A 23,117-nucleotide genomic window follows, 5' to 3' on the forward strand; every position below is an offset into this window, starting at 1 on the left:
CGTGATGTGACGCTCTGTGACCCGGTTCACGCTGGTCAAAGGCGACTACGAGATTGGGTGATGTCACGGCGGTTCCACGGCGTGTCGGTGTGTATCGTGCGGCTCATGCGAGTCGACGGGCGGGAGATCCCGGTCACGGGGAGTCTCCTGCAGCCGAGGATCAGGCGGACGAGTGACATCGTCCGCGTGGTCGCGGCGTCGTTGGGCGTCGGCGTCGTGGTGGCGGGTTCGCTCATCACCCGGCCCGAATGGCTGGCGCTGGAACGGTCCGTCGCCAAGATCGTCGACTTCCTCAGTCCCGAGCAGTCGACGCTGGTCTATCTGATCTACGGGATGCTCATCCTGGCGTTGCCGTTCGCCATCTTCATCGAACTCGTGGTGCGCCGGCAGTGGAAACTGCTCTTCGGCTACGGCGCGGCGGGATTGCTCGCGGTGCTGGCCCTGTCGATCACCGGGGCGGGCATCTCCACGCCCAAATGGCATCTGCCGGTGCCCGACCGGTTCGACACGTTCCTTTCCCAGTTCCTCGACGATCCGCGCTGGATCGCGATGCTCGCCGCCATGCTCACCGTGTCGAGCCCGTGGTTGCCGGTGCGGCCGAGGCGCTGGATGTGGTTTCTGCTGCTGATGTTCGCGCCGATCCACCTGGTGGTGAGTTCGGTGGTGCCCGCGCGGGCGATGCTCGGTCTGGTCGTCGGCTGGCTGGTCGGCGCCGTGATCGTCTGGCTGGTCGGCACGCCCGCACTCGAGGTGCCCCTCGACGCCGCCGTGCGGGTGCTGGCCGAACGCGGGTACACGGTGAACTCGTTCCGGGTGGTCCGCCCCGCCGGTCGCGGGCCGCTGCTGCTCGCCACCGCCGTCGACGGGCCCGAATCCGAACTCATCGTCGAGCTGTACGGCAAGAACCAGCGCAGTTTCGGTGCCATCCGCCAGCTGTGGCGCTGGCTCACCTTCCGCTCCAGCGAGACCGCGCCACTACACGGCTCGCTGCACCGCGCGGTGGAACATCGAGCGCTGCTCGGTATCGCCATCGGCGATCTCGGTATGGCCTCGGCGCATCAGGTCGCGGTGGCGAGCCTGAACCGTGGCTGGATGCTGTACGCGCACACCGTCCCTCGCGGCACCCCCTTGCGCAAGCTCTCCGCGCAGGTGCTGCCCGGGGTGTGGCGCTCGCTGGTCCGCCTGCACGACAACCAGATCAGCCACGGCGACCTGCGCCCCGACCATGTGCGAATGTGCCAGGGCGACACCCTGTTCAACGGTTTCGCCGCCGCCGAATTCGGGGCGTCGGACTCCCAGCGTCAAACCGATATCGCGCAGCTGCTCGTGTCGACCACCGCGCTGTTCGGCAAGCACGAGGCCGTGTCGGCGGCCGTCGGCGTACTCGGCGAGAGCGCCGTCGTCACCGCCGCGGGCAGGCTCACCAAATCGGCCATGCCGGCGGGCATCCGCAAGACGGTGCCGAAGTGGGCCAAGGTGATGGCCACCGCGCGGGAAGAGGTGCGGGAGCAGACCGGTCACGACCGCATCGGCTCCGAACAGCTCACCCGGTTCACCCGCAATCAGGTGATCCAGCTGGTGCTGCTCGTCGCGCTCGTCTACGTTGCCTACCCGTTCTTCAGCCAGGTGCCCACGTTCTTCAGCCAGCTGCGCACCCTGAATTGGTGGTGGGCGCTGCTCGGTCTGGTCATCACCGCGTTCACCTACGTCGGCGCGGCGGCCGCGCTCGGCGCCTGTGCCGATGGGCTGGTCCGGGTCCGTGACCTGTTCCTCGAACAGTTCGCCAACACCTTCGTCGCCACCACCACCCCGGCCGGTGTCGGCGGACTCGCCCTGAGCGTGCGGTTCCTCGTGCAGGCGGGCATGTCGACCGCGCGGGCCACCGGCGCTGTCGCCCTGCAGCAGTCCATGCAGGTGCTCACCCACCTGGTGCTGCTCGTCGTGTTCAGTGTCGTCGCGGGCACTTCGACCAACCTCGCCCACATCGTGCCCGACGCCACCGTGCTGTACCTGGCCGCGGGGGTGGGCGTCGGGTTGATCGGCGCGTTCATGTTCGTGCCGAAACTGCGCCGCTGGGTGAACCATTCGGTGTGGCCGCAGATCCGGGAGGTGGTGGGCGAGGTCGTCGCGCTCGCTCGCAACCCGATGCGGTTCTCCGTGATCGTCGGCGGGTCGGCGGTGATCACGCTCGGTAAGGCGTTCGTGCTGTGGGTGAGCGTCGAGGCCTTCGGTGGCGGAACCGATTTCGTGGCCGTCACGATCGTCACCATGATCGGCGGCACCCTCGCCTCGGCCGCGCCGACCCCCGGCGGTGTCGGTGCGGTGGAAGCGGCCCTGATCGGTGGTCTGGCCGCCTTCGGGGTGCCCGCCGAGATCGCGGTGCCCGCCGTGCTGCTCTATCGCGTGCTCACCTGCTGGATCCCGGTGGCGCTCGGCTGGCCGATCATGCGCTGGATGGGCGAGAAGAACATGATCTAGTTCGCCCGCAGCGCGATGGTGAGCCCGTCTTTCTCGCAGACCGACGGGACGGCCGGGTCGGGCTGGGCGTGGCAGCTCCAGCCGTCGACCTCGAGCTCGTCGGACGGCTGGATCGTCGTCACGTAGGTGGCGGCGACGTCGATCGCCTCGGTGCAGCCGGGTCGGCCCGCCGGCGAGCCGACGGCGATCACCGTGCGGGTGCCGCCGACAGCGTCGGTGACCGGCCCGCAGTCCACGTCCTCGACGGGCTCGTCGGGGGCCGCGCTCGTGGTCCTCGACGCGGTGGAAGTCGCCCCGGTCGTGCTCGATGCCGCTGCGCGGGTCGACTCGACGATCTCACTCGGCGGGGCGATCACCTGGGCCGATGTGGTCGGCGCGACGGTGCTGCTCGGGTGTGCGGACTGATTGCCGGAGTCCTCACCACAGCCGGACGATCCGGCGATCACGGTGAGCGCGGCGACCGCACACGCGACGAAATGAATCTGCTTCAACGCATCCTCCAGAGTCTGGGGTCCCGCCGATACGTGCGCATTCAATCACGATGTGGCGCAACGCTGTCTGATCCGCGCGCAGCCGAATCGGGAATTCTCGCTGCTCGAATCGTCGGTTGCCTGCCGGTCGCTGAACATGCCGGTCGGTCGGATCGGTTTGCTGATCGGCCGGGGTGGGGAATCACCGCGAGGATTGCCGACCGTGCCAAGCGTCGTGTCCAGCGCCTAAGCTGTCTGGGACGTAGCCGGATCATGACCGAGAGGTGTTTCTTCGATGGGATCCCGGACGGTGGTCGCCGACGTCGCCGACGAGCTGGCCCGCCGTGTCGCCACCGGCGAGTACCGGCCGGGCGAGCTGATGCCCTCGGTGCGCCAGGTCGCGGACGAATTCGGGATGAACCGGGCCACCGCCCAGCTCACCCTCGGCAGGCTCGAGTCCTACGGCTTCGTCGAGGCGCGCCGCGGCAAGGGCTTCACCATTCGCGATGTGCGCTCCGAAGGCGGGATGGACGCCTACCGGCACCTGTTCCGCTTCTCCCTGTCGGCGCCGGAGATCGCGGCGGAGATGTTCGCCGACATCGTCGAGGTGGAACGCGGCATCGTGCTCGAGGCCTTGCTCACCTACACCGGCGCGGCGAAAACGCTCGACCACCGCGAACTCGCCGCAACCGTCGACGAGCTGGAGGCGCTCGCCCGCCACACCGTGCCCGACTATCCGCGCATCATCGCCACCGAGATCGCCCTGATCCGGCGGATACTCGGTGCGCTCGGGATGAGCATGCAGCGCGCGGTGCTCAACACGATCGGCGACATGGTCGCCGAGGTGCCCGAGGCGGTCACCGCCTACTTCGCCGTCGCCGCCGACCTGCACGTGCTCGTCTGGCGTGCGCTGCTCGCGGTGTGGGAGTCGGGCTCCGAGCCGACAGAGGCGCAATCGGCCCTGTTCGTCGACCTTTTCGCGCTGTACCACGAGAAGGTGATCGCCCGGTTCGACGATCTGCTCGGCATCACCGCCCCCGCGGCCGAGGCCGAATCAGCCTGAGCTGTCTGGGTCGCCGTGGCGGCGGGCGTCGGCGGCGTGCCGCGCGTCGGCCGTGTGATGCCACGGCAGGTGCGCTCTCGGCACGATCGAATCGAGGATCGGTCCGACGTGCGGCGGGTAGGAGGCCCGCAGACCCGAACCGACCATCACGCCGAGCGCGATCGACATCACCGACAGCAATGCCGAGGCAATCACTTCCAGTCCGCCGCTCGCGGCACCACCATGGGTGCGCAGCACCAGCTCCGAGATCCCGGTGAGGCTGATGCCGCCGGGCACGAGCATCCAGAACGCGGGCAGGAAAGCCACCTGCGTCGGCGGTGCGTTCTTGCGGTTCCGGATCAGATAGGCCGCGGGCACGGCGACGAGACCGCCGAGAAACGTGCCGGTCAGCGGGCCCGACAGCGCCTTTCCGGCGAACTGCGCGAGATAGGTGATGTAGAGGACGAGCAGCAACCAGCCCACCGAATTCTGCGGCGCGCTCGACCGCCACGAATGCCCGTACCCGATCAGCAGCACCCCGAGCAGTGGTGCCCACCAACCCAATTGGGCCGAACTCACCGGGACCGTTTGTAACTGCCCGAGCAGACTGATACCGACGAACAGCCCGAAAGCCAACAGGAACAGCATGTTGATGCCGTAGACCAGCCGGCTGGCCCCCGCCACCATCGACCCGGTCGACAGCTCGATCGTGCCGTTGGTGAGCATGGCCCCGGGCAGCAGCGTCGCCACGGCGGGGATCAGCAACTGCTGCGGCTGACCACCGGCCAGCGCGCCGGGGAACCCGAACGACAGCATCGCGACCACGGCCGCCGCGACCACCGGTAGCGACGACTTCAACAGCCGGAACCGGTCGGCCAGCTGGGTGAGCAACCCGACGATCAGCCCGAGCACCACGTACCCGACCAGTGCCCGCGCCCCGGGATTGAGCATCATGCCGATACCGACCGTCAGCACCACGTGACCGAGCAGGATCACCAACGGCGGACTGCCCGGTTTCGCCGAAAGGATCTCGTCGAGGTCGGCCGATGCCTCGGCCGGCGGCGGCGCGTCCTGCTCGATCTTGTCGATGAGCTTGTAGAGCCCGGCGATCTGGTCGAGCGGCAGGGTGCCGACCCGCGCGTCGAGCATGTCGACCGCGGATCCCTCGTGCGTGCGAACGCGCACGAACACCGCCGTGGGCAGCACCATGAAATGGATGTTGTCGGTGGCGTATCGCTTGGACAGCCGGTCGAGGATCTGCTGCACACCCTGGGAGGTCTCGCCCGAGCCGACCAGCGCCACGCCGAGGCGGCACAGCAGGTTCAGCAGATCGGCCGGTACCGGTGGGTCGTCCACCGGCGCCGGCCGGCCGGGGTACTGCGCGCGGGTGGTCGCCACTGCCTCGGCGACTCGCTTGCGCGCCGCCGCCCACGTGCTGATCCTGTGTTCGGAAGCCATGTCACCGCCGTCCGCAACCGTTGGGCACTGTGCACCTGGGTGAGATACCGCGAGTCTAGGCGAGCAGTGCCGTCGCGACGGTGTGGCGCCGGCAACCTACCGGCATCCGGACGGTCAGGAGTTCAGGGTGCTGAGCCGATCGCACGCGGTGACGTATTCGTTCACCAGTCGCTCGATCACGTCGGCACTGCGCTCCACCTTGTTCATCATGCCGACCACCTGGCCCACCGGATTGAAGTTCACGTCCTTGGCGGCCTCGGGGTAGCGGTGTCCGCGCTTGACGCCGTCGAGGGCCACCATCATCTGCAGCGGCATCGGCAGCGGGTCGGGAGTGTCGGTCGATTCCCAGGCGTCGGTCCAGTCGTTGCGCAGCATGCGGCACGGCTTGCCCGTCCACGACCGCGAGCGGATGGTGGAGTGGCTGTCGGCCTCGAGGTAGGTCTCCATCTGCGCGGGTGGCACATTGGCCTCCTCGACGGTGAGCCACAGCGAGCCCGTCCACGCACCCGCCGCGCCCATCGCCAGCGCCGCCGCGACCTGCGCGCCGTTGCCGATACCACCGGCCGCCAGCACCGGCGTGTCGCCGATCGCCTCGATCACCTGCGGCCACAGCACCAGCGAGGACACCTCGCCGCAGTGCCCGCCGCCCTCGGTGCCCTGGCACACCACGAAGTCCAGGCCCGCGGCCTTGTGGTTCATCGCGTGCTTCACCGAACCGCACAGCGCGCCGATCACCCGGCCGGAGTCCTGGATGCGCTTGATGACATCGTCGGGCGGGGTGCCGAGTGCGTTGGCGACGAGCTTGGCCTTGGGGTGGTTCAGGATGACGTCGACCTGCGGGCCGGCGGTGGTCGCGGTCCAGCCGAGCAGCTCGTTGTGGTGTTCGCCGTCGGGCAGCGGCGGCACGTTGTGGTCGGAGAGGATCTGCTGGGCGAAGTCGCGATGGCCCTGCGGAACCATCTGCGCCAGTTGCTTTTCCAGCTGCTCGGGGGTCAGGCCGTCGACACCCTTGCCCTCGTACTTCGAGGGGATCACCAGGTCGACGCCGTAGATGCCGTTGACGTGTTCATCGAGCCAAGCCAGCTCCACCTCGAGCTGTTCGGCGGTGAAGCCGACCGCGCCGAGCACCCCGAGTCCGCCCGCATTGCTCACCGCCGCCACGACGTCGCGGCAGTGGGTGAAGGCGAAGATCGGGAATTCGATGCCGAGCTGTTCGCAGAATTCGGTACGCATACCGAACTGTAACACGTTCTAGTTTGGTGGAGAATGCCCAATTTCTAGAGTGCCGCGTCCTCCAGTGCCGACAGCGAATCCTCCAGGTGGTCGAGCAATCGATGCAGGTCGGGCAGGGTGCGACGGCAGCCGACCAGGCCGAAATCGAGGTTGTCGGCATTGGAGGTGAGGGTGATGTTCACGGCCTGGCTGTCCAGTGGGATGGAGAGCGGGAAGACCGCATCCAGCCGCGCGCCGTTCCAGTACATCGATTCGCGCGGACCTGGCACATTGGAGATGACGATGTTGAACGGCGGCGCCGTCATCGACGCGAAGCCCGGGAGCAGCATCGCCGCCATCGGGCTCACCACCGCCCCGGACACGGCGAGCGTCTGCAACGGGCCGAGACCGTGATACACCTGCTTGTTGCGCCGCATCGAATCGCTCACCACCCGAAGGCGTTCGGCCGGGTCCTCGATATCGGTTCCGAGATTGCACAGCAGCGCAGCCACTTTCACGCCCTGCGTGTCGAGGTCGTCCTCGTCGCGCAACGACACCGGAACCATCGCGATCAGCGGCTTGTCCGGTAAGGCGTTGTGCTCCAGCAGGTATGCGCGCAGCGCGCCCGCCGACATCGTGAGCACCACATCGTTGAGGGTGGTGCCGGTCGCCTTCTTCACCTGCTTGAGCCGGTCCATCGACCAGCTGCGCACCGCGCACTTGCGGGCGCCGCCGATCGGCACGTTGAGCAGGGTGCGCGGCGCCTCGAACGGGAGGGTGAGCTGCTGCTCGAGCAGCCCGGTCCGGGTGGCTTTCAGCAGCGCGGCCGCCGATGAACTCGCCGACGACAGCGCGCCGAGCAGTCCCGTCTTCGGCTGCGCGGTCCGCGGCGTGCGCTCCTTGCGCGGCAGGTTCCACGGAACTGTCACCTCGGTGGCGAACGGGTCGGTGGTGAGGGTGCGCTGCATGATCCGCTGGGCGGAGACCCCGTCGATCAACGCGTGGTGCATCTTCGCGTACAACGCGAAGCGGCCGTCGGCCAGACCTTCGATGAAATGCATCTCCCACATCGGGCGGTGCCGGTCGAGCAGCGCGCTGTGCAGGGTCGAGACGTGGTCGAGCAGCTGGTCCATCCCGCCGGGCGCGGGCAGTGCGCTGTGCTGCAGGTGATAGTCCAGGTCGACCTCGTCGTCCTGGGTCCACGCCAGCTGCGGAGCACCCAGCCAGGTGGCGGGCCGCCTGCTGAAGGTGGGCCGAACGGTGTTGTCGGCCAGTAAGGTTTCGCGGAGTTCGCGAAGATAGTCGGGCCCGGCGTCCTCGGGCGGTTCGAACAGTTGCAGTGACCCGACGTGCATCGGGTGTTCCCGAGATTCCGCGAGCAAGAACAGCGCATCCAACGGCGCTATGAGATCCATGCGAGATCGCCCCCTGACGACAGGTGATGGCAAAGATTTCAGATGATCGACCACGCTGTCGGGTACGGCACCCCTGCGTGCCGTATGTATCCACGCTACCCGGTGGTACGGGTGACGTCAGCCGAACGTCGCGACCCTGCCGAACTTCCACAGCGCACCACTGCTTCACCTCGTACTGGGAAACAGCGGTCCGGACGAGCACACCGAGCCGCGAATCAGTGCGCCCGTCGGTCTCGCATGCGAGGACGGATCAGGCCCTGACCGTCTCGGCTTCGCGTGGGTCGGCCGCGTCGCGCGGATCGTTGTCCAGTGCTTCGGTCGGGTGCGGTGATTCCGCGATCGGCTGAGTCTCGGTGACCTGTTCGGGTTGGGCCTGGGGGTCAGCGGATTGCGGTGGCACGGAAGGTTGCTGCTCCTGCTCCACGGATTCGGCTGCGTCGGAATGGGCTGTCGGCGACTGGGTTTCGGCAACCACGCGAGCAGGTGCCGGAGCCGGTTCCGCGCCTACGGTTTTCGAGGCGATCTCGATCCCGAGCTCGATCCGGGTGGTCTCCACCAGCGCCCGCTCCTGCTCGGCCGCATGCCGCATCGCCTTCTGCCACAGCGACGCCATCTCCTCGAGCTCCTCGACCGTCGCCTCCACATCGATGTGGAGCTTCAGGCGCTGCATGGTGATGTGCTGGGCGACGGTGAGCGTGCGCAACAGGTCTTCACACTTGTTGGGGATGCGGCGATGGGCAACCACCCGCAACCGAGTGAGCATCCCGCTCGGGCCACCCCAGATCAGCTTGTGGATCTGCGCGCCCGCATTGTCGATCTCCTCGGTCGTCAGCAGTTCCCAATCGCCACAGCTGGCCAGATCGGCCCGCACCGACGCCGAGGTCTCCAGGATCGAAGCGACCGCGGCGAGCACGGCCTCGCGCCGCCACGCCTCGTGATCGCGTTGGTCACCGACCATGTTCGACAGCTCGACATGGCGTTGCGCGGCGTCGAGCGCCTGCCTGCCACGCTCGTCGGCCGCCGCGAGTGCATCGCGGTGGGTTCGGTTGTTGGCGATCACGCCGACCAGAACTGCGCCGGCGACGGGGAGCGAGCCGAGGAGTGGGAGCCACTGAGTCACCCGCCGATCATTGCACCGAGGCCCGTCACAGTCACCATGATCGGCGCGTCGGACCGCGATGTCGGTGCTTTCCCGGCGGGCGCGGACACGAAAAACCCGGTGCGACACGAGGTCACACCGGGTTCTTCGGCGTCGATCAGTTCGTCGCGGTGGTGGACGGCGCGACAGTGGTGCTCGGCGCGACCGTTGTGGTCGGAGCCACCGTTGTGCTCGGCGCGGGCGCCTGGGTGGTGGTTTCCGGGGCGGCGGCCTGGTTGGTCGCCGGTTCTTCGGTGGTGGTCGGCGGGGCCGTCGTGGTGGACGGTGCGACGGTCGACGATTCGACGGTGGTCGACGGCTTCGACGTGCTGGTCGCCGCCTTCGACGTGGGCTCGGCGGCCTTCGACGTGCTCGGCGCCGCCGAGGTGGTCGTGGTCGCAGGCTTGGTCGGCGCGGCGAGCGCGGCCGTCACATCGGAGTCCTCCGGAGCCGACTTCGCGTCGACCGTCTCGCCCGCCTGCGCCTGCTTGGCCAGGTGTGTCAGCCAGGCGGCGGCGTACTCCGCCGAGGTCAGCGGCTTACCGTTGGCCGCATCGGAATCGCGCCAGTAGTCGAAGTGATGACCGGTGCCGTTGGGGCCGAGGGTGAGCTGGTACGGATCGCTCAGCGCCACCGGGATGGTGTTCTGGTTCGTCACGATCAGCCCGACGATCTCGTTGAACACCTTCTGCGGCAGGTACGCCAGCGGCGAGATCTTCTCGGCCGCAATCGTGTCCGCCTTCGCGGGGGCCTTCGTCTCGCCCGGCTTGTAATCCGGGTCCGACACCTTCAGCAGCACATCGAGGAAGGTTTCGTCGCTGGCCATCCAATTGGGGTTCGCGGCGATATCGGAGAAGGCGGCCATCGCGATCCGGCCCAGGGTGAACGCCATGTCCTGGCCCGTCGCCGGGGTGAGACCGTCGCGCTGCAGATCGTCGACATTGATCTGCCTGCCCACGTTGGCGGCCAGTTGCAGCAGCGAAATGTTCTCCGGCGCGGCGCAAGTCAGGTCGCCCTCGGAGCAGAACGAGGCGATCTTGCCGTTGAGGGCGCCGAAGTCGCCGCCCGTGGTGACGCCCTTGCCCGAGATCGGCTTCGTGCCGTCCTGGTACTTCTGGTCGAAACCGTCCGGGTTGGCGAAGGGGTCCTCGGCGCCGATGAACGGGCCCTCACCCGCCCCGCGGCCGGCATCGGCGAACATCACCACACCGAGCACGTCGTCGGGGTCGACCACTCCGTAGCCGTCCGCCGGGTCGTCGTTGCCGATGCCCTCGGCGACGCGACGGACCACGTCGGCGCCCTCGCTGTAGCCGACGATGGAGAACTTGGTGTCCGGGCACGCCGCGGAGATCTCCCGCATCACCCGCTCGGTGTTGGCGACACCCGCGTTCACCGCGTCCTCGTAGGTCGACATGTCCGCCGGGTACGCGATGTACACCGCCGCGTACTCGCCTTCGGCCAGATCGTCACGTGGCGCGTTCACCACCGGGTCGACCCACACACTGCTGTGGTCGCCCGACAGCGCGGCGGGCAGCGGGTTGCCGTTGGCGTCGAGCAGCATGGCGGTGGTGCCCTCGACCGGGGTGTCGTTGCGACCGGCCACCGAGATGGTCACCATCTCGCGGCACTCGGTCACCGATGTGGTGAGGGTGTATTCGGGGGAGGCGGGCTTCGATGTCACCGCGAACGACGCGGCGACGATGGCCGCGACCCCCAACGCCGCAGGCGCGGCAACAGCAGAAGCGATGCGATGTTTCGCGAGAAACGCACGCAGATTCATATGTTGATCCCGTTCGAACGACCTACAGGTGGGCAGGCCCCCCGACGGGCCGCATGTCACGAACCATGTCGCCCCCACCTGCAAGATCGTTACTGCGGCGTACGGGGACGTATGCCCCTATTTCCGTGGTCATGCGGGCTCGCTATCGCGGTGAGAGTGGTGGCGCGGCCCGGGTGATAGCGTCCGAATGGAACAATTACGACGTGAACCGACCCGTCATCCCCAGGTAGGACTATGACCTCGCACCTCCCGGCCGACACCGTGCACCTCGCGCTGCTGCCCGGCTTCCTCGACCCGGTGAACCTGCTCAACTCCTTCGGCACCTGGATGCTCGCCGGGCTGCTGCTGGTGGTCTTCATCGAGTCCGGTTTGCTGTTCCCGCTGCTGCCCGGCGATTCCCTGCTGTTCACCGCCGGGTTGATCGCGGCGTCGAAGTCGACCGAGATCGAACCGTTCGCGCCGATCGGGGTGCTGCTCGTGCTGATCCCCCTCGCCGCGATCCTCGGCGACCAGGTCGGGTACGTGATCGGTGCGCGCGGTGGGACCGCGTTGTTCAAGAGCAACGACGCCCGGTTCTTCAAGAAGCGCTATATCGACGAATCCCACGAATTCTTCGAAAAGCACGGACCGATCACCATCGTGCTCGCCCGCTTCGTCCCGATCGTGCGCACCTTCGCGCCCGTCGTGGCAGGCGCGTCGGCCATGCGATACCGGACTTTCGCGCTCTACAACGTGATCGGCGGTGTTGCGTGGGGCGCGGGCGTCACCTACCTCGGTTACCTGCTCGGGCAGATCGCCGTGGTCCGTGACAATGTCGACCTGATCTTCCTGCTCATCGTCGCCGTCTCCGTGCTGCCGATCGTCGTCGAGGTGGTCAAGCGGATGCGCCGCAAGGGTTCTCCCGACGACGACCCCACCGAGCGCGTCAACTCCTGACCGGCCCGGCCGGGAAGTATGTCGCTTCCCGGCCCCGCCGGCCTCATCCGGCGATTTCGCGCACCGAATCCGCGATCGCCCGGAAATCCTTCCGCAGGATCGCACCATGATTGCTCGGCACCTTCGCCCCGAGCTCGATGTTCTCGTTGCGGGCGACAGCCGAATCCAACCCCTTGCGGATCTTCTCCTGCTCGTCCTTCTTGCTGCCGAACGACGTTCCCGAAGCGATCACATACCGCACCGGAACTGTGATCGCGTCCAGCACCGGACCCAGCGCACTCTCCCGCGAGAGTTTCCCGAGCTCGATATTGCTCTCGGCCTGCTCGGCCGCTGACAACCGCGGCGTCAACCCCGTCGGCCGCAGCAACGGCATCACCCAGTTCAACCGTTTGAACAGTTTCCGGATCCGCTGCTCCATCGCGTCATCGAGCCAGTCGTAGGGAAACGCGCCGTCCACGAGCACCGCCCCGATGGTCCGCTCCGGATTACGTTGCGCCCAATGTGCTCCCACGACCGCGCCATAGGACCATGCCACGACAATGGCCCGCTCCACACCCCTGGCCGCGAGCACCGCGTCGACATCCCGCACCGCCGCCTCGAACGAGTAGTCCTTCGAAGTCTTGGACTTCCGCCCACGCCCCCGCTCGTCGAAAGTGATGTGCCGGAAACCGTCACCCAGTTCGGCAATGGTCTTCTTCCAGTAACCCTGGGTAGCGAACTGCCCGTTCAGGTAGATCACCGGAATACCGTCGCCACCGGTGTCGGTCACGGCCAACGCGGTGTCGTCCACCTCGACCATGCCGCTCCACGCATTACCCCGATTAGTTCCCTGAGCAGTCATCACTCTTGCCTTCCAGTTCGTTCTCGCCGTTACGAGAACCACTGTCACGCCACCTCCTGACACCGCCCTGACACCCGACCTACACGCCCGCTGACACGGTTGCGTCCGCCGTTTCCAAGTCCGCTCCTAGTGCCTTCCAAACCCCGGCGCGCATTCTCGGACATACGAGAAAGCCCCAGGAAGGGAAGCCGAAAATGCTTGTTGTCACCGGCCAGATCATTGCCACCGTCGCCGTACTCGCCAATGCCGTCGTCTACGGCACCGATGTCTGCGGGGCGGTGATCATGCGGTCGGTCTACCGGAAGCTCGACGACGCGACCGTGACGGTGAGTGCGGGGTGGGGGCATTACTACGGCGACAAACGGATGCCGGTCGTCGGTGCGGGCGGCATCGTCACCGCCGTGCTCACCCTGCTGATCGCGCTGCTCGCCGGCGAACTCGGCGCCGCCGTGGCGGCGGGGCTCGCGGTAGCCGCGCTACTCACCTGGCTCGCCCTCTACGTGCGCATCGCCAAGCCGATCAACTCCCGGCAGACCGCCGCCGCACTGAGCGGCATCATCCCCACCGATGCCCGTGCACTGCAGGACAAGTGGGACAGCATCCTGAAATACCGGGTAACCCTGCAGTTCACCGCCATCGCCGCCCTGTGCACCGCACTGATCCTGTTCTGATCCGCATCCACCCGGGACCGGATCATCTCAGGGGGTGTCGATGGCGACTCCTTGTACCAGTCGCGCAGTCGGGCTGTAGATATCTTCTGGGTAACCGCACCGCCGAAAAGCGCTGCGTCCCTTCGCTCCGAAAGCCCTGTCACCATGAAATTCGTACTACTGCGCGCGCTCGCCTTGCTCACCACCGGCCTACTCGTCGGCGCCTTCGGTTACGGCGCCGCGAACCTGATCCCGACGTTTCACCGGGTCTCGCTGCAGATGCGCCTCGAATTCCACACCGAGCTGATGCGCAACAACAGCATCAGCATGCAACTCACCATGGCCGTTGCCGCACTGAGCTGCCTCGCCCTCGCCGTGGTATCAGCCCATCGTGACCGTCTACTCGCCGCTGCGGCAACGGTGTTCGTCATCAGTTCGTTCCTGATCACCCGCCTCGGCAACGTGCCGATCAACCACCGGATCAACGACTGGGCGCGCAACGGCGTCTCCGCCGACTACGCCACCCTGCTCACCCGCTGGGACATCTTCCACTTCCTGCGCACCGGAACAGCATTGGTTGCGTTCGTGCTGATCATCACGCTGGTGGTGGCAGCGCCGAGGCAGCGGTAGACCGGTGCGCGCAACGACTCCCGCGCACCGATCAGCCGTAAGACTAGGTATCCGCGAGGATTTCGAATCCATCGAGGATGGTGGCGATGTCAGGCCCTAGGTTTTCCAGGTCGGTCACCTTGGTTCGACCGGTCAGTTGGATCGTCATGACACCGCCGCCACAGCTGCATACGATTTGACGTCGGTCTTCCCACCAGTCTTCCGACGAGTTGGTAAAAGTGCCGACGACACGCCGCCCGTTCCGGCCGCAGGGAGCGACGGGCTCATCGACCTGAATCAGTTGGCCAGGGGGGAGATTCGACTTCCTGTTGAGGTTTTCGAGAGCATCCTCCTCGGTCGCTGACGGGCCGGAAATGGAGATGGTGACCATCGCCGTGGGTGCGGCGAAGCTCTTCGGAACCCGATCCCTACGCCAGAGAGACAGGCCGTCGCTCCCCGTATCGGGTACTTCGTTGCGTACCCACCCCGGCAATTCTGGAACCAGCAGTTCGAACCCATGATGAGGCGAGGACCCGACCGCGAACACCCGGCCTGAGGCAGCGTGAGCATCACACGAGTTGTTGGCCTGGGGCGCATGACCTCGTGAGGTCGAGGTGGGTGCGAGCGGTTCATGACTGGTTGGGGGAGCGCAGGCCGCGGCAAATGCCAGAGCGAGCAGACCGACGGATGCCCGGCGCGCGATACGCAGCACATCGCTCGGAGCCTCTTGCAAAAAATCAGCCCCGTGCCATATCCACGAACCGGCTCAGATGCAGCTGGTGCGCGACGGTGATCGTGGCTGTCGGACCGTTACGGTGCTTGCCGACGATGAGGTCGGCCTCGCCGCCGCGTGGGTCGTCACGTTCGAACGCGTCCGGGCGGTGTAGCAGGATGACCATGTCGGCGTCCTGCTCGAGCGAGCCGGACTCGCGGAGGTCGGACACCATGGGGCGCTTGTCGGTTCGCTGTTCCGGACCACGGTTCAGCTGGGAGATCGCGATCACGGGAACTTCGAGTTCCTTCGCGAGCAGCTTGAGGTGACGCGAGAATTCCGAGACTTCCTGCTGCCGGGACTCGACCTTCTTACCCGAGCTCATCAGCTGCAGGTAGTCCACCACAACGAGTTTCAGGTCATGACGCTGCTTGAGCCGCCGCGCCTTCGCCCGGATTTCCATCATGGTCAAGTTCGGCGAATCATCCACGAACAGCGGCGCCTCACTGATCTCACTCATCCGCCGCGCGAGCTTCGTCCAGTCGTCATCACTCATCCGGCCCGAACGCATATCGCCCAGCTTGATCTTCGCCTCGGCCGAGAGCAGACGCATCACAATCTCGGTCCGGCTCATTTCGAGCGAGAAAATAACACTGGCCATGCCGTGCTTGATCGAGCAACTACGCATGAAATCCATGCCGAGCGTCGAGTTGTGCGTCGGAACCATGGAGCGACCGGCCAGGTAGAGGTGGTCGGCATTGTCGACTTCAACGCATCGGACCGGAACAGAATCGATGCGCCGCACACCGACGATATAGCGGGAATTCGAGCGGGCGGTGTTGCGAGCCACACGACGTTCCTTGTGGAGCAATGCTTTCCGATGCAGTCCGAAGACCTCGTCGTCGGTCGCGAACGTGAGGATGAAGCACGTCGACGACTCTTCCGACCGTCCGCGAACACGCCTGGTCGCCACACCACAGCGGTAGCCCAGGCCGACGACGAGTTCCTGCACATCGCGGAACAGTCGCTCACTCGTGACCGCGAATTGCACCGAACCACCATGCGTGACGGTGCCGTCGGTATCGAGCAGACCGGCCAGCAGAGCTCGGCGTTGGCTTTCCGACGCACGCAGATAGGACATCGGAATGTGCTTGTCGCCCAGGACGCCGAGGGTTCGCAGGCGCGCTTGCACACTACCGACGGTATTGCGGCACGACTGGCACAAACGCAGACCGATGGAGGGGCCACCGCAGTTCGCACAGGCGGGCGCCGGAACGGGCGCGGAGATGAAGCGTGCCTTGCCACCGCAGGAGCGTCCGCAGGTGCGAACTTCACTGGTGAACGGGACGAATTCGGTGCCACACACCACGCACTCGCGCGGCGCGACGGGCTCGTCCGCGGGCAACGTCAACTGGAAGCGCCAGCGCGCCGACTGGGACGGCACCGCGACGATGCCCTCGGCTTCGATGCGCGCGACGATTTCGGGGTCGACGCTGGTGATCTGCGCGGCAGCCGCGGTTCCGTCGCCCAACCATGCCCCGAGGGTGTACGGCGGGACGAGCAGGTCTCTCGTGGGGAGCTGCAGGGGTGCGGCGTTGGTGACCGAGTGGTTGATCCGCCGGTCCGCGGTGTCGCAGCGCAGCGTTCGCGCGATGTCGGCCGTGGTGCGGACCGCGGCGAAGGTCCGCTGGGTGCCGCCCCGGGCTGCCTCCTGCGCGGAACGCCGTGAAGCACGGGTCTCGGTGAGCCACTGGTGCTGTTCGTCCGCGACGAGGACGGTGCCGTCGGAGAATTCGACCTCGTAGCAGGGCCGGTCGGTCATGACTTCGGTCGCCGCGACGACGCGTGTCGGATGCCCCTGCGCGTCGAGCAATTCGTCGCCCACGCGGACCTCGCCCATCGTGGTCCACCCGTTGGGCGTCGGCAGCGGGGTGTCGAGCGCGAGCGCCTTACCCACACCGGGTCGCGCGGCGACGATGATCATCTGACCCGGGTGCAAGCCGTTGGTGAGCTCGTCCAGTTCGGTGAAGCCCGTGGGGACGCCGAGGGAGATTCCGCCTCGGGAGGCGATGGAGTCGATTTCGTCCATCGTCGGCTGGAGGAGTTCTTCGAGGGGGGTGAAGTCCTCGGTGGTGCGGCGTTCGGTGACCTCGTAGATCTCGGCCTGGGCGCGGTCGACGACCTCGGCGACGTCCTGGCCGTCGGCGCCCGCGTAGCCGAACTGGACGATGCGGGTGCCCGCTTCGACCAGGCGGCGCAGGATGGCCTTCTCGGCGACGATTTCGGCGTAGAAGCCGGCATTGGCGGCGGTGGGGACGGTCTGGGTGAGGGTGACCAGGTAGGCGGGGCCGCCGATGCGTTTCAGTTCGCCACGACGGTCGAGGCCCGCGGCGACGGTGACGGGGTCGGCGGGTTCGCCGCGGCCGTACAGGTCGAGGATGGTGTCGTAGACGGCCTGGTGGGCGGGGCGGTAGAAGTCGCCGGGACGCAGCACCTCCACCACGTCGGCGATGGCGTCCTTGCTGAGCAGCATGCCGCCGAGGACGGACTGTTCGGCAGCCATGTCGTGCGGGGGCTGACGGCCGAAGTCCTCGCCCGGGGGCTCGGGTGGAAACTCGGTATGCGCGCGGTCACCGGTGGTAGTCACCAGAATCGACCGTCCTCTCTGCCCGCAGAACCGGGGGTTTCACATCGATGTACTCGTTGTACTCCCGGGCACCGACACGAGTGCCAGCAATCGGTTCCCTGCACGATTCCCGGGGTCACGTGCGAGGCGATGCGATGAACCTAGGCGACGTTTTCGAGCCACGCCAAACCGACATGTGCACACAACTGTGGATAACTTGGGGGTAGTTCACCTGTTGTTGTGCAGCCCCTGTGGAAAACGTGGGGAAAACCCAGGTCAGTGCGGTAGAACGCCCTGATAGATCGCCCTTTACCAGACTCCGGCCCTGTGGATTAAAGAAGTTGCGGCGTGTCGTCGAACGTGAACAACCGGGCGTGTTGGGTAAACAGCGGGCGTTCACGTTATGACCGGAGTCACAATTCTGCCGGTCGGTTTCCTCGGTAATCCACAGGCTGAATAACAGGAGGTCAGGCAGTTGCCGACTGTGGGCCGGGTTACCCGACCACAATGAACCCGAATCCCGGCTACTCGCCAGCTATCGGAGAAGATCCCTCGACAAGGGCAGCAGAAACCACCCCCGTGACAACACGGGGGTGGTTTCCGGCGAAACTAGTTCGCAGCGACCTCGAGGTCGAACTTGGCAACCACATCGGGGTGCAGGTGCACCGCGATGCCGTGCTTGCCGGTCGCCTTGATGTGCGACTTGGGCAGCTCGATGCTGCGCTTGTCGACCACGGGGCCACCGGCGGCCTTGATGGCCGAGGCCACGTCGGCGGTGGTGACCGAACCGAACAGCTTGCCGCTGTCGGCGGTCTTCACGGCCAGCGAGACACCGGTCAGGCCCTCGATGGCCTGCTTGAGCTCGTTGGCGTGATCCAGGTCGCGCACCTTGCGGGCGTCCTGGGCGCGGCGGATGCCGTCGACCTGCTTCTGGGCGCCACGGGTGGCCTGGATGGCCAGACCGCGGGGCAGCAGGAAGTTGCGGCCGTAGCCGTCCTTGACCTCGACAAGGTCGCCGGGGGCGCCGAGATTGTCGACATCAGCAGTGAGGATGAGCTTCATCTGTCCGACTCCCTTTCTCAGCGAGCAGTCGACACGTAAGGCAGCAGAGCCACCTCACGCGAGTTCTTGACGGCAACGGCGATGTCACGCTGGTGCTGCACGCAGTTGCCGGTGACGCGGCGGGCGCGGATCTTGCCGCGATCGCTGACGTACTTACGCAGCAGCGTGGTGTCCTTGTAATCGATATTGACGATTCCGGACTTGCTTTCCTTGCAGAAAGCGCAGGCCTTCTTCTTCAGTACCTTTTCGCGCGCGGGCGCTTTAGGCATGGTTTTCTCTCCGTACTATGAGTGCCGTTCGATCAGAACGGCGGTTCGTCATCCATGCGGCCGCCGCCCCCGAAGGAGCCGGCCGCGGGCGCGCTACCCCACGGGTCGTCGTCGCCGGCATTACCTGCCGGGCGTCCGCCGCCACTGTTGGCGTTGTAGCCGCCTGCGCTTGCACCACCACCGGCATTACCGGAACCACCACCGAAGCCACCGCCTCCGCCACCACGACCGGCCTTGGAGACCTTCGCGGTCGCGTACCGCAGCGACGGGCCGACCTCGTCGACCTCGAGCTCGACGACCGTGCGCTTCTCACCCTCGCGGGTTTCGTAGGAGCGCTGCTTGAGCCGTCCGCTCACGATCACGCGAGCGCCTCGGGTCAGGCTTTCGGCGACGTTCTCCGCTGCTTCGCGCCAGATGTTGCAGCGCAGAAACAGTGCCTCGCCGTCTTTCCATTCGTTCGAATTGCGATCGAACACACGGGGAGTCGAAGCGACGGTGAAATTAGCCACCGCTGCGCCCGCGGGCGTGAAACGAAGCTCGGGGTCTGCCGTCAAGTTTCCGATGACGGTGATGACCGTGTCGCCTGCCATGGGGTTCCTCCTGCTCGGGGTGCAGTCCACATCTCGGGATTTGCGCTGAGCCTAAAGCCAGGCTCCGACACAAAAGATGTGAACTACTTGTCGTTGCGCAGAACCTTGGTGCGCAGCACCGTCTCGTTCAGGCCCAGCTGGCGGTCGAGCTCGCTCACGGTGGCCGGGGTCGCGGTCAGGTTGACGATCGCGTAGATGCCTTCGGCCTGCTTGGCGATTTCGTAGGCGAGCCGGCGGCGGCCCCAGATGTCGACCTTGTCGAGCTTGCCGCCCTCGGTCTTCACGACCGAGAACAGAGTATCCAGGGACTGCCCGACGATGCGCTCGTCCAGGCTGGGGTCGAGGATGACCATCACTTCATATTGACGCACGGACCAATCACCTCCTGTGGACTGGTAAACGGCCACGGACTTTCCGTGGCAGGAGGGTTCGTTGCGTCAGCAACCCGACAAGGCTACATGAGCCGCTGAGTGGAATCGAAACCGGTCGGCGCGGCGGGTGATCGCCGGGCTCCGGCGCCGGTTCCGCTTAATGTGGTCGACATGACCACGGCCGTACCGCAGCAGCATTCGGCACGCCGTGCGGCGACAGCCACGGCGCTGACCTTCCTGATCGTGCTGTTGTGCGGGCTCACCCTCGCCCTGGCGTATGCGAACAAGGCCCGGTGCGCGGGCGGCGCGATCGACGAATCGGGCCGCAGCCTGGTCTTCGAGGAGCGCAAGGACACCGCTGTCTGTTATTCGGATATCCAGTTCCTCTGGCTTGGCCGCGATATCGACAATCACGTTTTCCCGTACGTCGACGGTGCCATCACCGACGACGGCGCGCTCACCGGCGGCGCCGTCGAATATCCCGTGCTGAGCGGCCTGCTGATGTGGGCGGGCGCGATCGGCGCGACCAACGACGCCGACTTCCTGTGGCATTCGGCGCTGCTGCTCACTCCGTTCGCCCTGCTCACCGCCTGGATGCTGGCGCGAATGGCAGGTCCGGCCGCGCTGCTGTGGGCGATCGGCCCGCCGCTGGTGCTCTACGCCTTCCACAATTGGGAACTGCCGGTGGTGTGCACGGCGGTGGCGGCGGTCTATGTGACGACGATGCTGACCGGTCTGTCCGTGCGGACAAGGGGAATCATCGCCGGGGTACTGCTCGCGCTCGGTTTCTGCCTCAAGATCTATCCCGGAATCTTCGTGCTGCCCTTGGCCTTCTACGTTCTCACCGAGGGTGCGCCGCGCGACGGGCGCCGGTTGCGCGAACTCGATGTGGCAGGCGCGTCGCAGACATTGCTCGCGGCGATGGCGACGGTGGTCGCGGTGAATCTGCCGTTCGTGGTCGCGGGGGTGGAAGGGTGGCGGGCCTCGATCACCTTCCAGCAGATGCGTCAGGCAGACATCACGACCAATTCGATCTGGTACTGGGGTCATCAGGCGTTGTTCGGCCGGACCGCCGACACCTCGCAGAGCTGGCACACCATGGTCTCGGTGGTCTCACCGCTGCTGATCTTCGCGTCGTTCGCCCTTGCCCTGTGGCTCGGTTACCGGCGCTGGACCCCGGCCTCGGCGTTTCCCTGGGTGGGCGTGAGCGGCGCGATGCTCGCCGGTTTCCTGCTTTTCCACAAGGTGCACTCACCCCAATACACCCTGTGGATAATTCCGTTCCTCGTGCTGCTCGAGGTGCCGTGGACACTCGTCGCGGGCTACCTGATCGCCGACATCGCGGTCGGCGTCGGCGTCTTCCGCTACTTCGCGGCGATGGGCGAGGGGAAGAACGTGCACCTCATGGAAGGCATCGTCCAGTTCGGTGTCTGGACACGGATCGCCCTGCTCATCATCCTGTTCTTCGTGTTCCTGCGGGCCGGCCCACGCCGCACCGACCAGCGCGTCGCCGGACAGCTCCGGCGCGAACTGCAACCGGCCTGAGAAACGACAACGGCGGCGGATCCGTCGAGGATCCGCCGCCGCAGGTCACCACGTCTAGACCGACGCGGGTTCCTTGCTGTCTTCGATCGCGTCCGGCTCCGCCTTGCGGTTGCGGATGATCGAGCTGATCAGCGCCGCGCCGATGAACGCCACACCGATCAGGCCGGTGATGAGCTCGTCGACGTGCACGCCGATCGAGACCAGCAGGATCGTGGCCAGCGCGCCGATCGCCCAGTGGGCGCCGTGCTCGAGGTACACGTAGTCCGACAGGGTGCCCTGGCGGACCAGGTACACCGTGATCGACCGGACGAACATCGCGCCGATCAGGCCGAGGCCCAGCGCGATGATGATCGGGTCGGAGGTGATGGCGAACGCGCCGATCACACCGTCGAACGAGAACGAGGCATCGAGCACCTCGAGGTAGAGGAACAGGAAGAACGCGGCCTTACCGGTCGCCTTGACCAGCGTGGACGGACCCCCCTGCGGGCCTTCCTCGAACTCCTCGGTGTGGAACATCGAACCGAGGCCGTCGACGAGGATGTAGACGATCATGCCGAGCAGACCGGCGACCAGCACGGTCGAGCGGTCGTCGTCCTTGGCGAGGAATTCCGCCACGAGTACCAGGCCGGTGCCGGAGACCACCACGGACAGCATGTCGAGCTTGCCCGCCTTGGCCAGCGGCTTCTCCAGCCAGCTGAGCCAGGTGATCTCGCGCTCTTCGAAGATGAAGTTCAGGAACAGCAGCGCGAGGAACATGCCACCGAACGCCGCGATCTGCGGGTGCGCGTCGGTGAGCAGAGTCTCGTAGCTGGGGCGGCTGGGGTCGTTGTCGAAGTACGGGGCGTCGTTCGGCGGCGGGTTCAGCGCCAGGTCGAACGCCTCGACCGGGTTGAGTCCGGCGGTGACCCACACGATGGCCAGCGGGAACACCAGACGCATACCGAACACGGCGATGAGGACGCCGACGGTCAGGAAGATCCGCTGCCAGAATTCGCTCATCCGTTCCAGCACGGTGGCGTTGATGACGGCGTTGTCGAACGACAGCGACACCTCGAGGATGCCGAGGATCGCACACAGCGCGAGGGCGGTCAGACCACCGTAGAGGTAGGCCACGACCAGCGACACCACCGTGATGACGATGGACAGGCCGAAGATGCGCGTTATCACGCGGAGGGACCTTTCTGTGTCACACGAACAGGGGGCCCCGGAAATCGAGCCCCCTGCTCATGATGGTGACTAGACGTTGACGCCGTAGTCGCGGGCGATACCGGCCAGACCGGAGGCGTAGCCCTGACCGATGGCGCGGAACTTCCATTCGGCACCGTTACGGTACAGCTCACCGAAGACCATAGCCGTCTCGGTGGAAGCGTCCTCGGACAGGTCGTAGCGGGCCAGCTCGGTGCCGTTGGCGCGGTCGACAACGCGGATGTAGGCGTTGCGCACCTGGCCGAACGACTGCTGACGGGTCTCCGCGTCGTAGATCGAGACCGGGAAGAAGATGCTCTCGATGGTCGGCGGGGTGTTGGCCAGGTCGACGTTGATGACCTCGTCGTCGCCCTCGCCCTCACCGGTGGTGTTGTCGCCGGCGTGCTCGATCGCGCCTTCGGGGGACTTCAGGTTGTTGAAGAACACGAAGTGCTTGTCGGACACGACCTTCTTGTCGGCGCCGGTCGCGATGGCGCTGGCGTCGAGGTCGAAGTCGGTGCCGGTGGTGGTGCGCACGTCCCAGCCGAGGCCGACCGCGACCGCGGTCAGGTTCGGGGCCTCTTTGGTCAGCGAGACATTGCCGCCCTTGGACAGACTGACACCCATGCGGGAATCCCTTCGGTTAGTCCGGTGTGTCGTTTCCCAGCATGTCCGAATCGCCGGGTACCGCTACGACAGTAATAGGTTTCGGCGAACTTGCGTAGGAA

At 66.3% G+C, this 23,117-nt stretch carries 21 protein-coding genes; 6 read left to right on the top strand and 15 right to left on the bottom strand.

Features of this window, described 5'->3' with window-relative positions:
* Positions 1–105: 105 nt before the first annotated feature.
* Positions 106–2,478 (top strand): lysylphosphatidylglycerol synthase transmembrane domain-containing protein, encoded by a 2,373-nt coding sequence (locus tag AB0F86_RS17385; protein ID WP_356985435.1) that lies wholly within the window; start codon positions 106–108, stop codon positions 2,476–2,478.
* Here AB0F86_RS17385 and AB0F86_RS17390 read toward each other — a convergent pair.
* Entirely contained in the window at positions 2,475–2,969 is a 495-nt protein-coding gene (locus AB0F86_RS17390) for a hypothetical protein (protein ID WP_356985436.1), read from the bottom strand. The genes AB0F86_RS17385 and AB0F86_RS17390 overlap by 4 nt on opposite strands.
* A gap of 274 nt (positions 2,970–3,243) precedes the next feature.
* On the opposite strand from AB0F86_RS17390, the gene AB0F86_RS17395 reads away from it, so the two are divergent.
* A complete protein-coding gene (locus AB0F86_RS17395; RefSeq protein WP_225281592.1) occupies positions 3,244–4,011 on the top strand; it encodes a GntR family transcriptional regulator in 768 nt (255 codons plus the stop codon).
* Here AB0F86_RS17395 and AB0F86_RS17400 read toward each other — a convergent pair.
* The 5 genes from AB0F86_RS17400 to AB0F86_RS17420 form a co-directional block, all read right to left on the bottom strand.
* On the bottom strand, positions 4,003–5,448 hold the full coding sequence (locus AB0F86_RS17400) for a threonine/serine exporter family protein (RefSeq protein ID WP_225281591.1): 1,446 nt from the start codon (positions 5,446–5,448) through the stop codon (positions 4,003–4,005). The two genes, AB0F86_RS17395 and AB0F86_RS17400, sit on opposite strands and share 9 nt — an antisense overlap.
* 114 nt (positions 5,449–5,562) lie before the next feature.
* Positions 5,563–6,681: a nitronate monooxygenase family protein gene (locus AB0F86_RS17405; RefSeq protein ID WP_067497251.1), complete on the bottom strand. Its 1,119-nt coding sequence runs from the start codon at positions 6,679–6,681 to the stop codon at positions 5,563–5,565.
* 44 nt (positions 6,682–6,725) lie between these two features.
* Positions 6,726–8,075, bottom strand: coding sequence for a wax ester/triacylglycerol synthase family O-acyltransferase (locus AB0F86_RS17410; RefSeq protein WP_356985437.1), 1,350 nt, complete (start codon positions 8,073–8,075; stop codon positions 6,726–6,728).
* A 250-nt stretch (positions 8,076–8,325) separates the two neighbouring features.
* Positions 8,326–9,195 (bottom strand): hypothetical protein, encoded by an 870-nt coding sequence (locus AB0F86_RS17415; RefSeq protein ID WP_225281589.1) that lies wholly within the window; start codon positions 9,193–9,195, stop codon positions 8,326–8,328.
* Between the two features lie 136 nt (positions 9,196–9,331).
* A complete protein-coding gene (locus tag AB0F86_RS17420) occupies positions 9,332–10,993 on the bottom strand; it encodes a cutinase family protein (RefSeq protein ID WP_356985438.1) in 1,662 nt (553 codons plus the stop codon).
* Between the two features lie 234 nt (positions 10,994–11,227).
* Between AB0F86_RS17420 and AB0F86_RS17425 the strand changes: the two genes are divergently transcribed.
* Positions 11,228–11,929, top strand: coding sequence for a VTT domain-containing protein (locus tag AB0F86_RS17425; protein WP_356985439.1), 702 nt, complete (start codon positions 11,228–11,230; stop codon positions 11,927–11,929).
* A gap of 43 nt (positions 11,930–11,972) precedes the next feature.
* On the opposite strand, the gene AB0F86_RS17430 is transcribed toward AB0F86_RS17425, so the two are convergent.
* Entirely contained in the window at positions 11,973–12,728 is a 756-nt protein-coding gene (locus AB0F86_RS17430) for an alpha/beta hydrolase (RefSeq protein ID WP_225281587.1), read from the bottom strand.
* A gap of 236 nt (positions 12,729–12,964) precedes the next feature.
* On the opposite strand from AB0F86_RS17430, the gene AB0F86_RS17435 reads away from it, so the two are divergent.
* Positions 12,965–13,441 carry a DUF1772 domain-containing protein gene (locus tag AB0F86_RS17435; protein WP_356985440.1) on the top strand — a complete coding sequence of 159 codons (477 nt, stop codon included), beginning with the start codon at positions 12,965–12,967 and terminating at the stop codon, positions 13,439–13,441.
* A gap of 144 nt (positions 13,442–13,585) precedes the next feature.
* Positions 13,586–14,050, top strand: a complete 465-nt coding sequence (locus AB0F86_RS17440) for a DUF1772 domain-containing protein (RefSeq protein WP_356985441.1) — start codon at positions 13,586–13,588, stop codon at positions 14,048–14,050.
* A 43-nt stretch (positions 14,051–14,093) separates the two neighbouring features.
* On the opposite strand, the gene AB0F86_RS17445 is transcribed toward AB0F86_RS17440, so the two are convergent.
* From AB0F86_RS17445 to rpsF, 6 genes are all read right to left on the bottom strand, one after another.
* Positions 14,094–14,420, bottom strand: a complete 327-nt coding sequence (locus AB0F86_RS17445; RefSeq protein WP_356985442.1) for a hypothetical protein — start codon at positions 14,418–14,420, stop codon at positions 14,094–14,096.
* Positions 14,421–14,766: 346 nt separating this feature from the next.
* Positions 14,767–17,388 carry a replicative DNA helicase gene (gene dnaB, locus AB0F86_RS17450; RefSeq protein ID WP_356985443.1) on the bottom strand — a complete coding sequence of 874 codons (2,622 nt, stop codon included), beginning with the start codon at positions 17,386–17,388 and terminating at the stop codon, positions 14,767–14,769.
* Between the two features lie 588 nt (positions 17,389–17,976).
* On the bottom strand, positions 17,977–18,429 hold the full coding sequence (rplI, locus tag AB0F86_RS17455) for a 50S ribosomal protein L9 (RefSeq protein ID WP_181698597.1): 453 nt from the start codon (positions 18,427–18,429) through the stop codon (positions 17,977–17,979).
* Between the two features lie 17 nt (positions 18,430–18,446).
* Positions 18,447–18,698 (bottom strand): 30S ribosomal protein S18, encoded by a 252-nt coding sequence (gene rpsR, locus AB0F86_RS17460; protein ID WP_067497238.1) that lies wholly within the window; start codon positions 18,696–18,698, stop codon positions 18,447–18,449.
* A 32-nt stretch (positions 18,699–18,730) separates the two neighbouring features.
* Entirely contained in the window at positions 18,731–19,288 is a 558-nt protein-coding gene (locus AB0F86_RS17465; RefSeq protein WP_067497236.1) for a single-stranded DNA-binding protein, read from the bottom strand.
* Between the two features lie 83 nt (positions 19,289–19,371).
* Complete coding sequence (rpsF, locus tag AB0F86_RS17470; RefSeq protein ID WP_181698616.1) at positions 19,372–19,659, bottom strand: 30S ribosomal protein S6; 288 nt, start codon at positions 19,657–19,659, stop codon at positions 19,372–19,374.
* A gap of 171 nt (positions 19,660–19,830) precedes the next feature.
* Between rpsF and AB0F86_RS17475 the strand changes: the two genes are divergently transcribed.
* A complete protein-coding gene (locus AB0F86_RS17475) occupies positions 19,831–21,204 on the top strand; it encodes a hypothetical protein (RefSeq protein ID WP_356985444.1) in 1,374 nt (457 codons plus the stop codon).
* A gap of 54 nt (positions 21,205–21,258) precedes the next feature.
* Here the strand turns inward: AB0F86_RS17475 and AB0F86_RS17480 are convergent, their stop codons facing one another.
* Together AB0F86_RS17480 and AB0F86_RS17485 are read right to left on the bottom strand one after the other, a co-directional pair.
* Complete coding sequence (locus tag AB0F86_RS17480) at positions 21,259–22,371, bottom strand: DUF475 domain-containing protein (protein ID WP_356985445.1); 1,113 nt, start codon at positions 22,369–22,371, stop codon at positions 21,259–21,261.
* A gap of 69 nt (positions 22,372–22,440) precedes the next feature.
* Positions 22,441–23,016, bottom strand: a complete 576-nt coding sequence (locus tag AB0F86_RS17485; RefSeq protein WP_067497229.1) for a TerD family protein — start codon at positions 23,014–23,016, stop codon at positions 22,441–22,443.
* Positions 23,017–23,117: the final 101 nt, after the last annotated feature.

It is taken from the genome of Nocardia sp. NPDC023733, assembly GCF_040639775.1.
Taxonomy (GTDB): domain Bacteria; phylum Actinomycetota; class Actinomycetes; order Mycobacteriales; family Mycobacteriaceae; genus Nocardia; species Nocardia rosealba.

What these genes read in the sequence shown, in the direction of transcription:
- AB0F86_RS17430 (WP_225281587.1), bottom strand. Translation starts at nt 12,728, where the DNA reads ATGGTCGAGGTGGACGACACCGCGTTGGCCGTGACCGACACCGGTGGC.
- AB0F86_RS17400 (WP_225281591.1), bottom strand. Translation starts at nt 5,448, where the DNA reads ATGGCTTCCGAACACAGGATCAGCACGTGGGCGGCGGCGCGCAAGCGA.
- AB0F86_RS17485 (WP_067497229.1), bottom strand. Translation starts at nt 23,016, where the DNA reads ATGGGTGTCAGTCTGTCCAAGGGCGGCAATGTCTCGCTGACCAAAGAG.
- AB0F86_RS17465 (WP_067497236.1), bottom strand. Translation starts at nt 19,288, where the DNA reads ATGGCAGGCGACACGGTCATCACCGTCATCGGAAACTTGACGGCAGAC.
- rplI (WP_181698597.1), bottom strand. Translation starts at nt 18,429, where the DNA reads ATGAAGCTCATCCTCACTGCTGATGTCGACAATCTCGGCGCCCCCGGC.
- AB0F86_RS17385 (WP_356985435.1), top strand. Translation starts at nt 106, where the DNA reads ATGCGAGTCGACGGGCGGGAGATCCCGGTCACGGGGAGTCTCCTGCAG.
- AB0F86_RS17475 (WP_356985444.1), top strand. Translation starts at nt 19,831, where the DNA reads ATGACCACGGCCGTACCGCAGCAGCATTCGGCACGCCGTGCGGCGACA.
- AB0F86_RS17425 (WP_356985439.1), top strand. Translation starts at nt 11,228, where the DNA reads ATGACCTCGCACCTCCCGGCCGACACCGTGCACCTCGCGCTGCTGCCC.
- AB0F86_RS17440 (WP_356985441.1), top strand. Translation starts at nt 13,586, where the DNA reads ATGAAATTCGTACTACTGCGCGCGCTCGCCTTGCTCACCACCGGCCTA.
- AB0F86_RS17420 (WP_356985438.1), bottom strand. Translation starts at nt 10,993, where the DNA reads ATGAATCTGCGTGCGTTTCTCGCGAAACATCGCATCGCTTCTGCTGTT.
- AB0F86_RS17410 (WP_356985437.1), bottom strand. Translation starts at nt 8,075, where the DNA reads ATGGATCTCATAGCGCCGTTGGATGCGCTGTTCTTGCTCGCGGAATCT.
- AB0F86_RS17395 (WP_225281592.1), top strand. Translation starts at nt 3,244, where the DNA reads ATGGGATCCCGGACGGTGGTCGCCGACGTCGCCGACGAGCTGGCCCGC.
- AB0F86_RS17435 (WP_356985440.1), top strand. Translation starts at nt 12,965, where the DNA reads ATGCTTGTTGTCACCGGCCAGATCATTGCCACCGTCGCCGTACTCGCC.
- AB0F86_RS17445 (WP_356985442.1), bottom strand. Translation starts at nt 14,420, where the DNA reads ATGGTCACCATCTCCATTTCCGGCCCGTCAGCGACCGAGGAGGATGCT.
- rpsR (WP_067497238.1), bottom strand. Translation starts at nt 18,698, where the DNA reads ATGCCTAAAGCGCCCGCGCGCGAAAAGGTACTGAAGAAGAAGGCCTGC.
- AB0F86_RS17405 (WP_067497251.1), bottom strand. Translation starts at nt 6,681, where the DNA reads ATGCGTACCGAATTCTGCGAACAGCTCGGCATCGAATTCCCGATCTTC.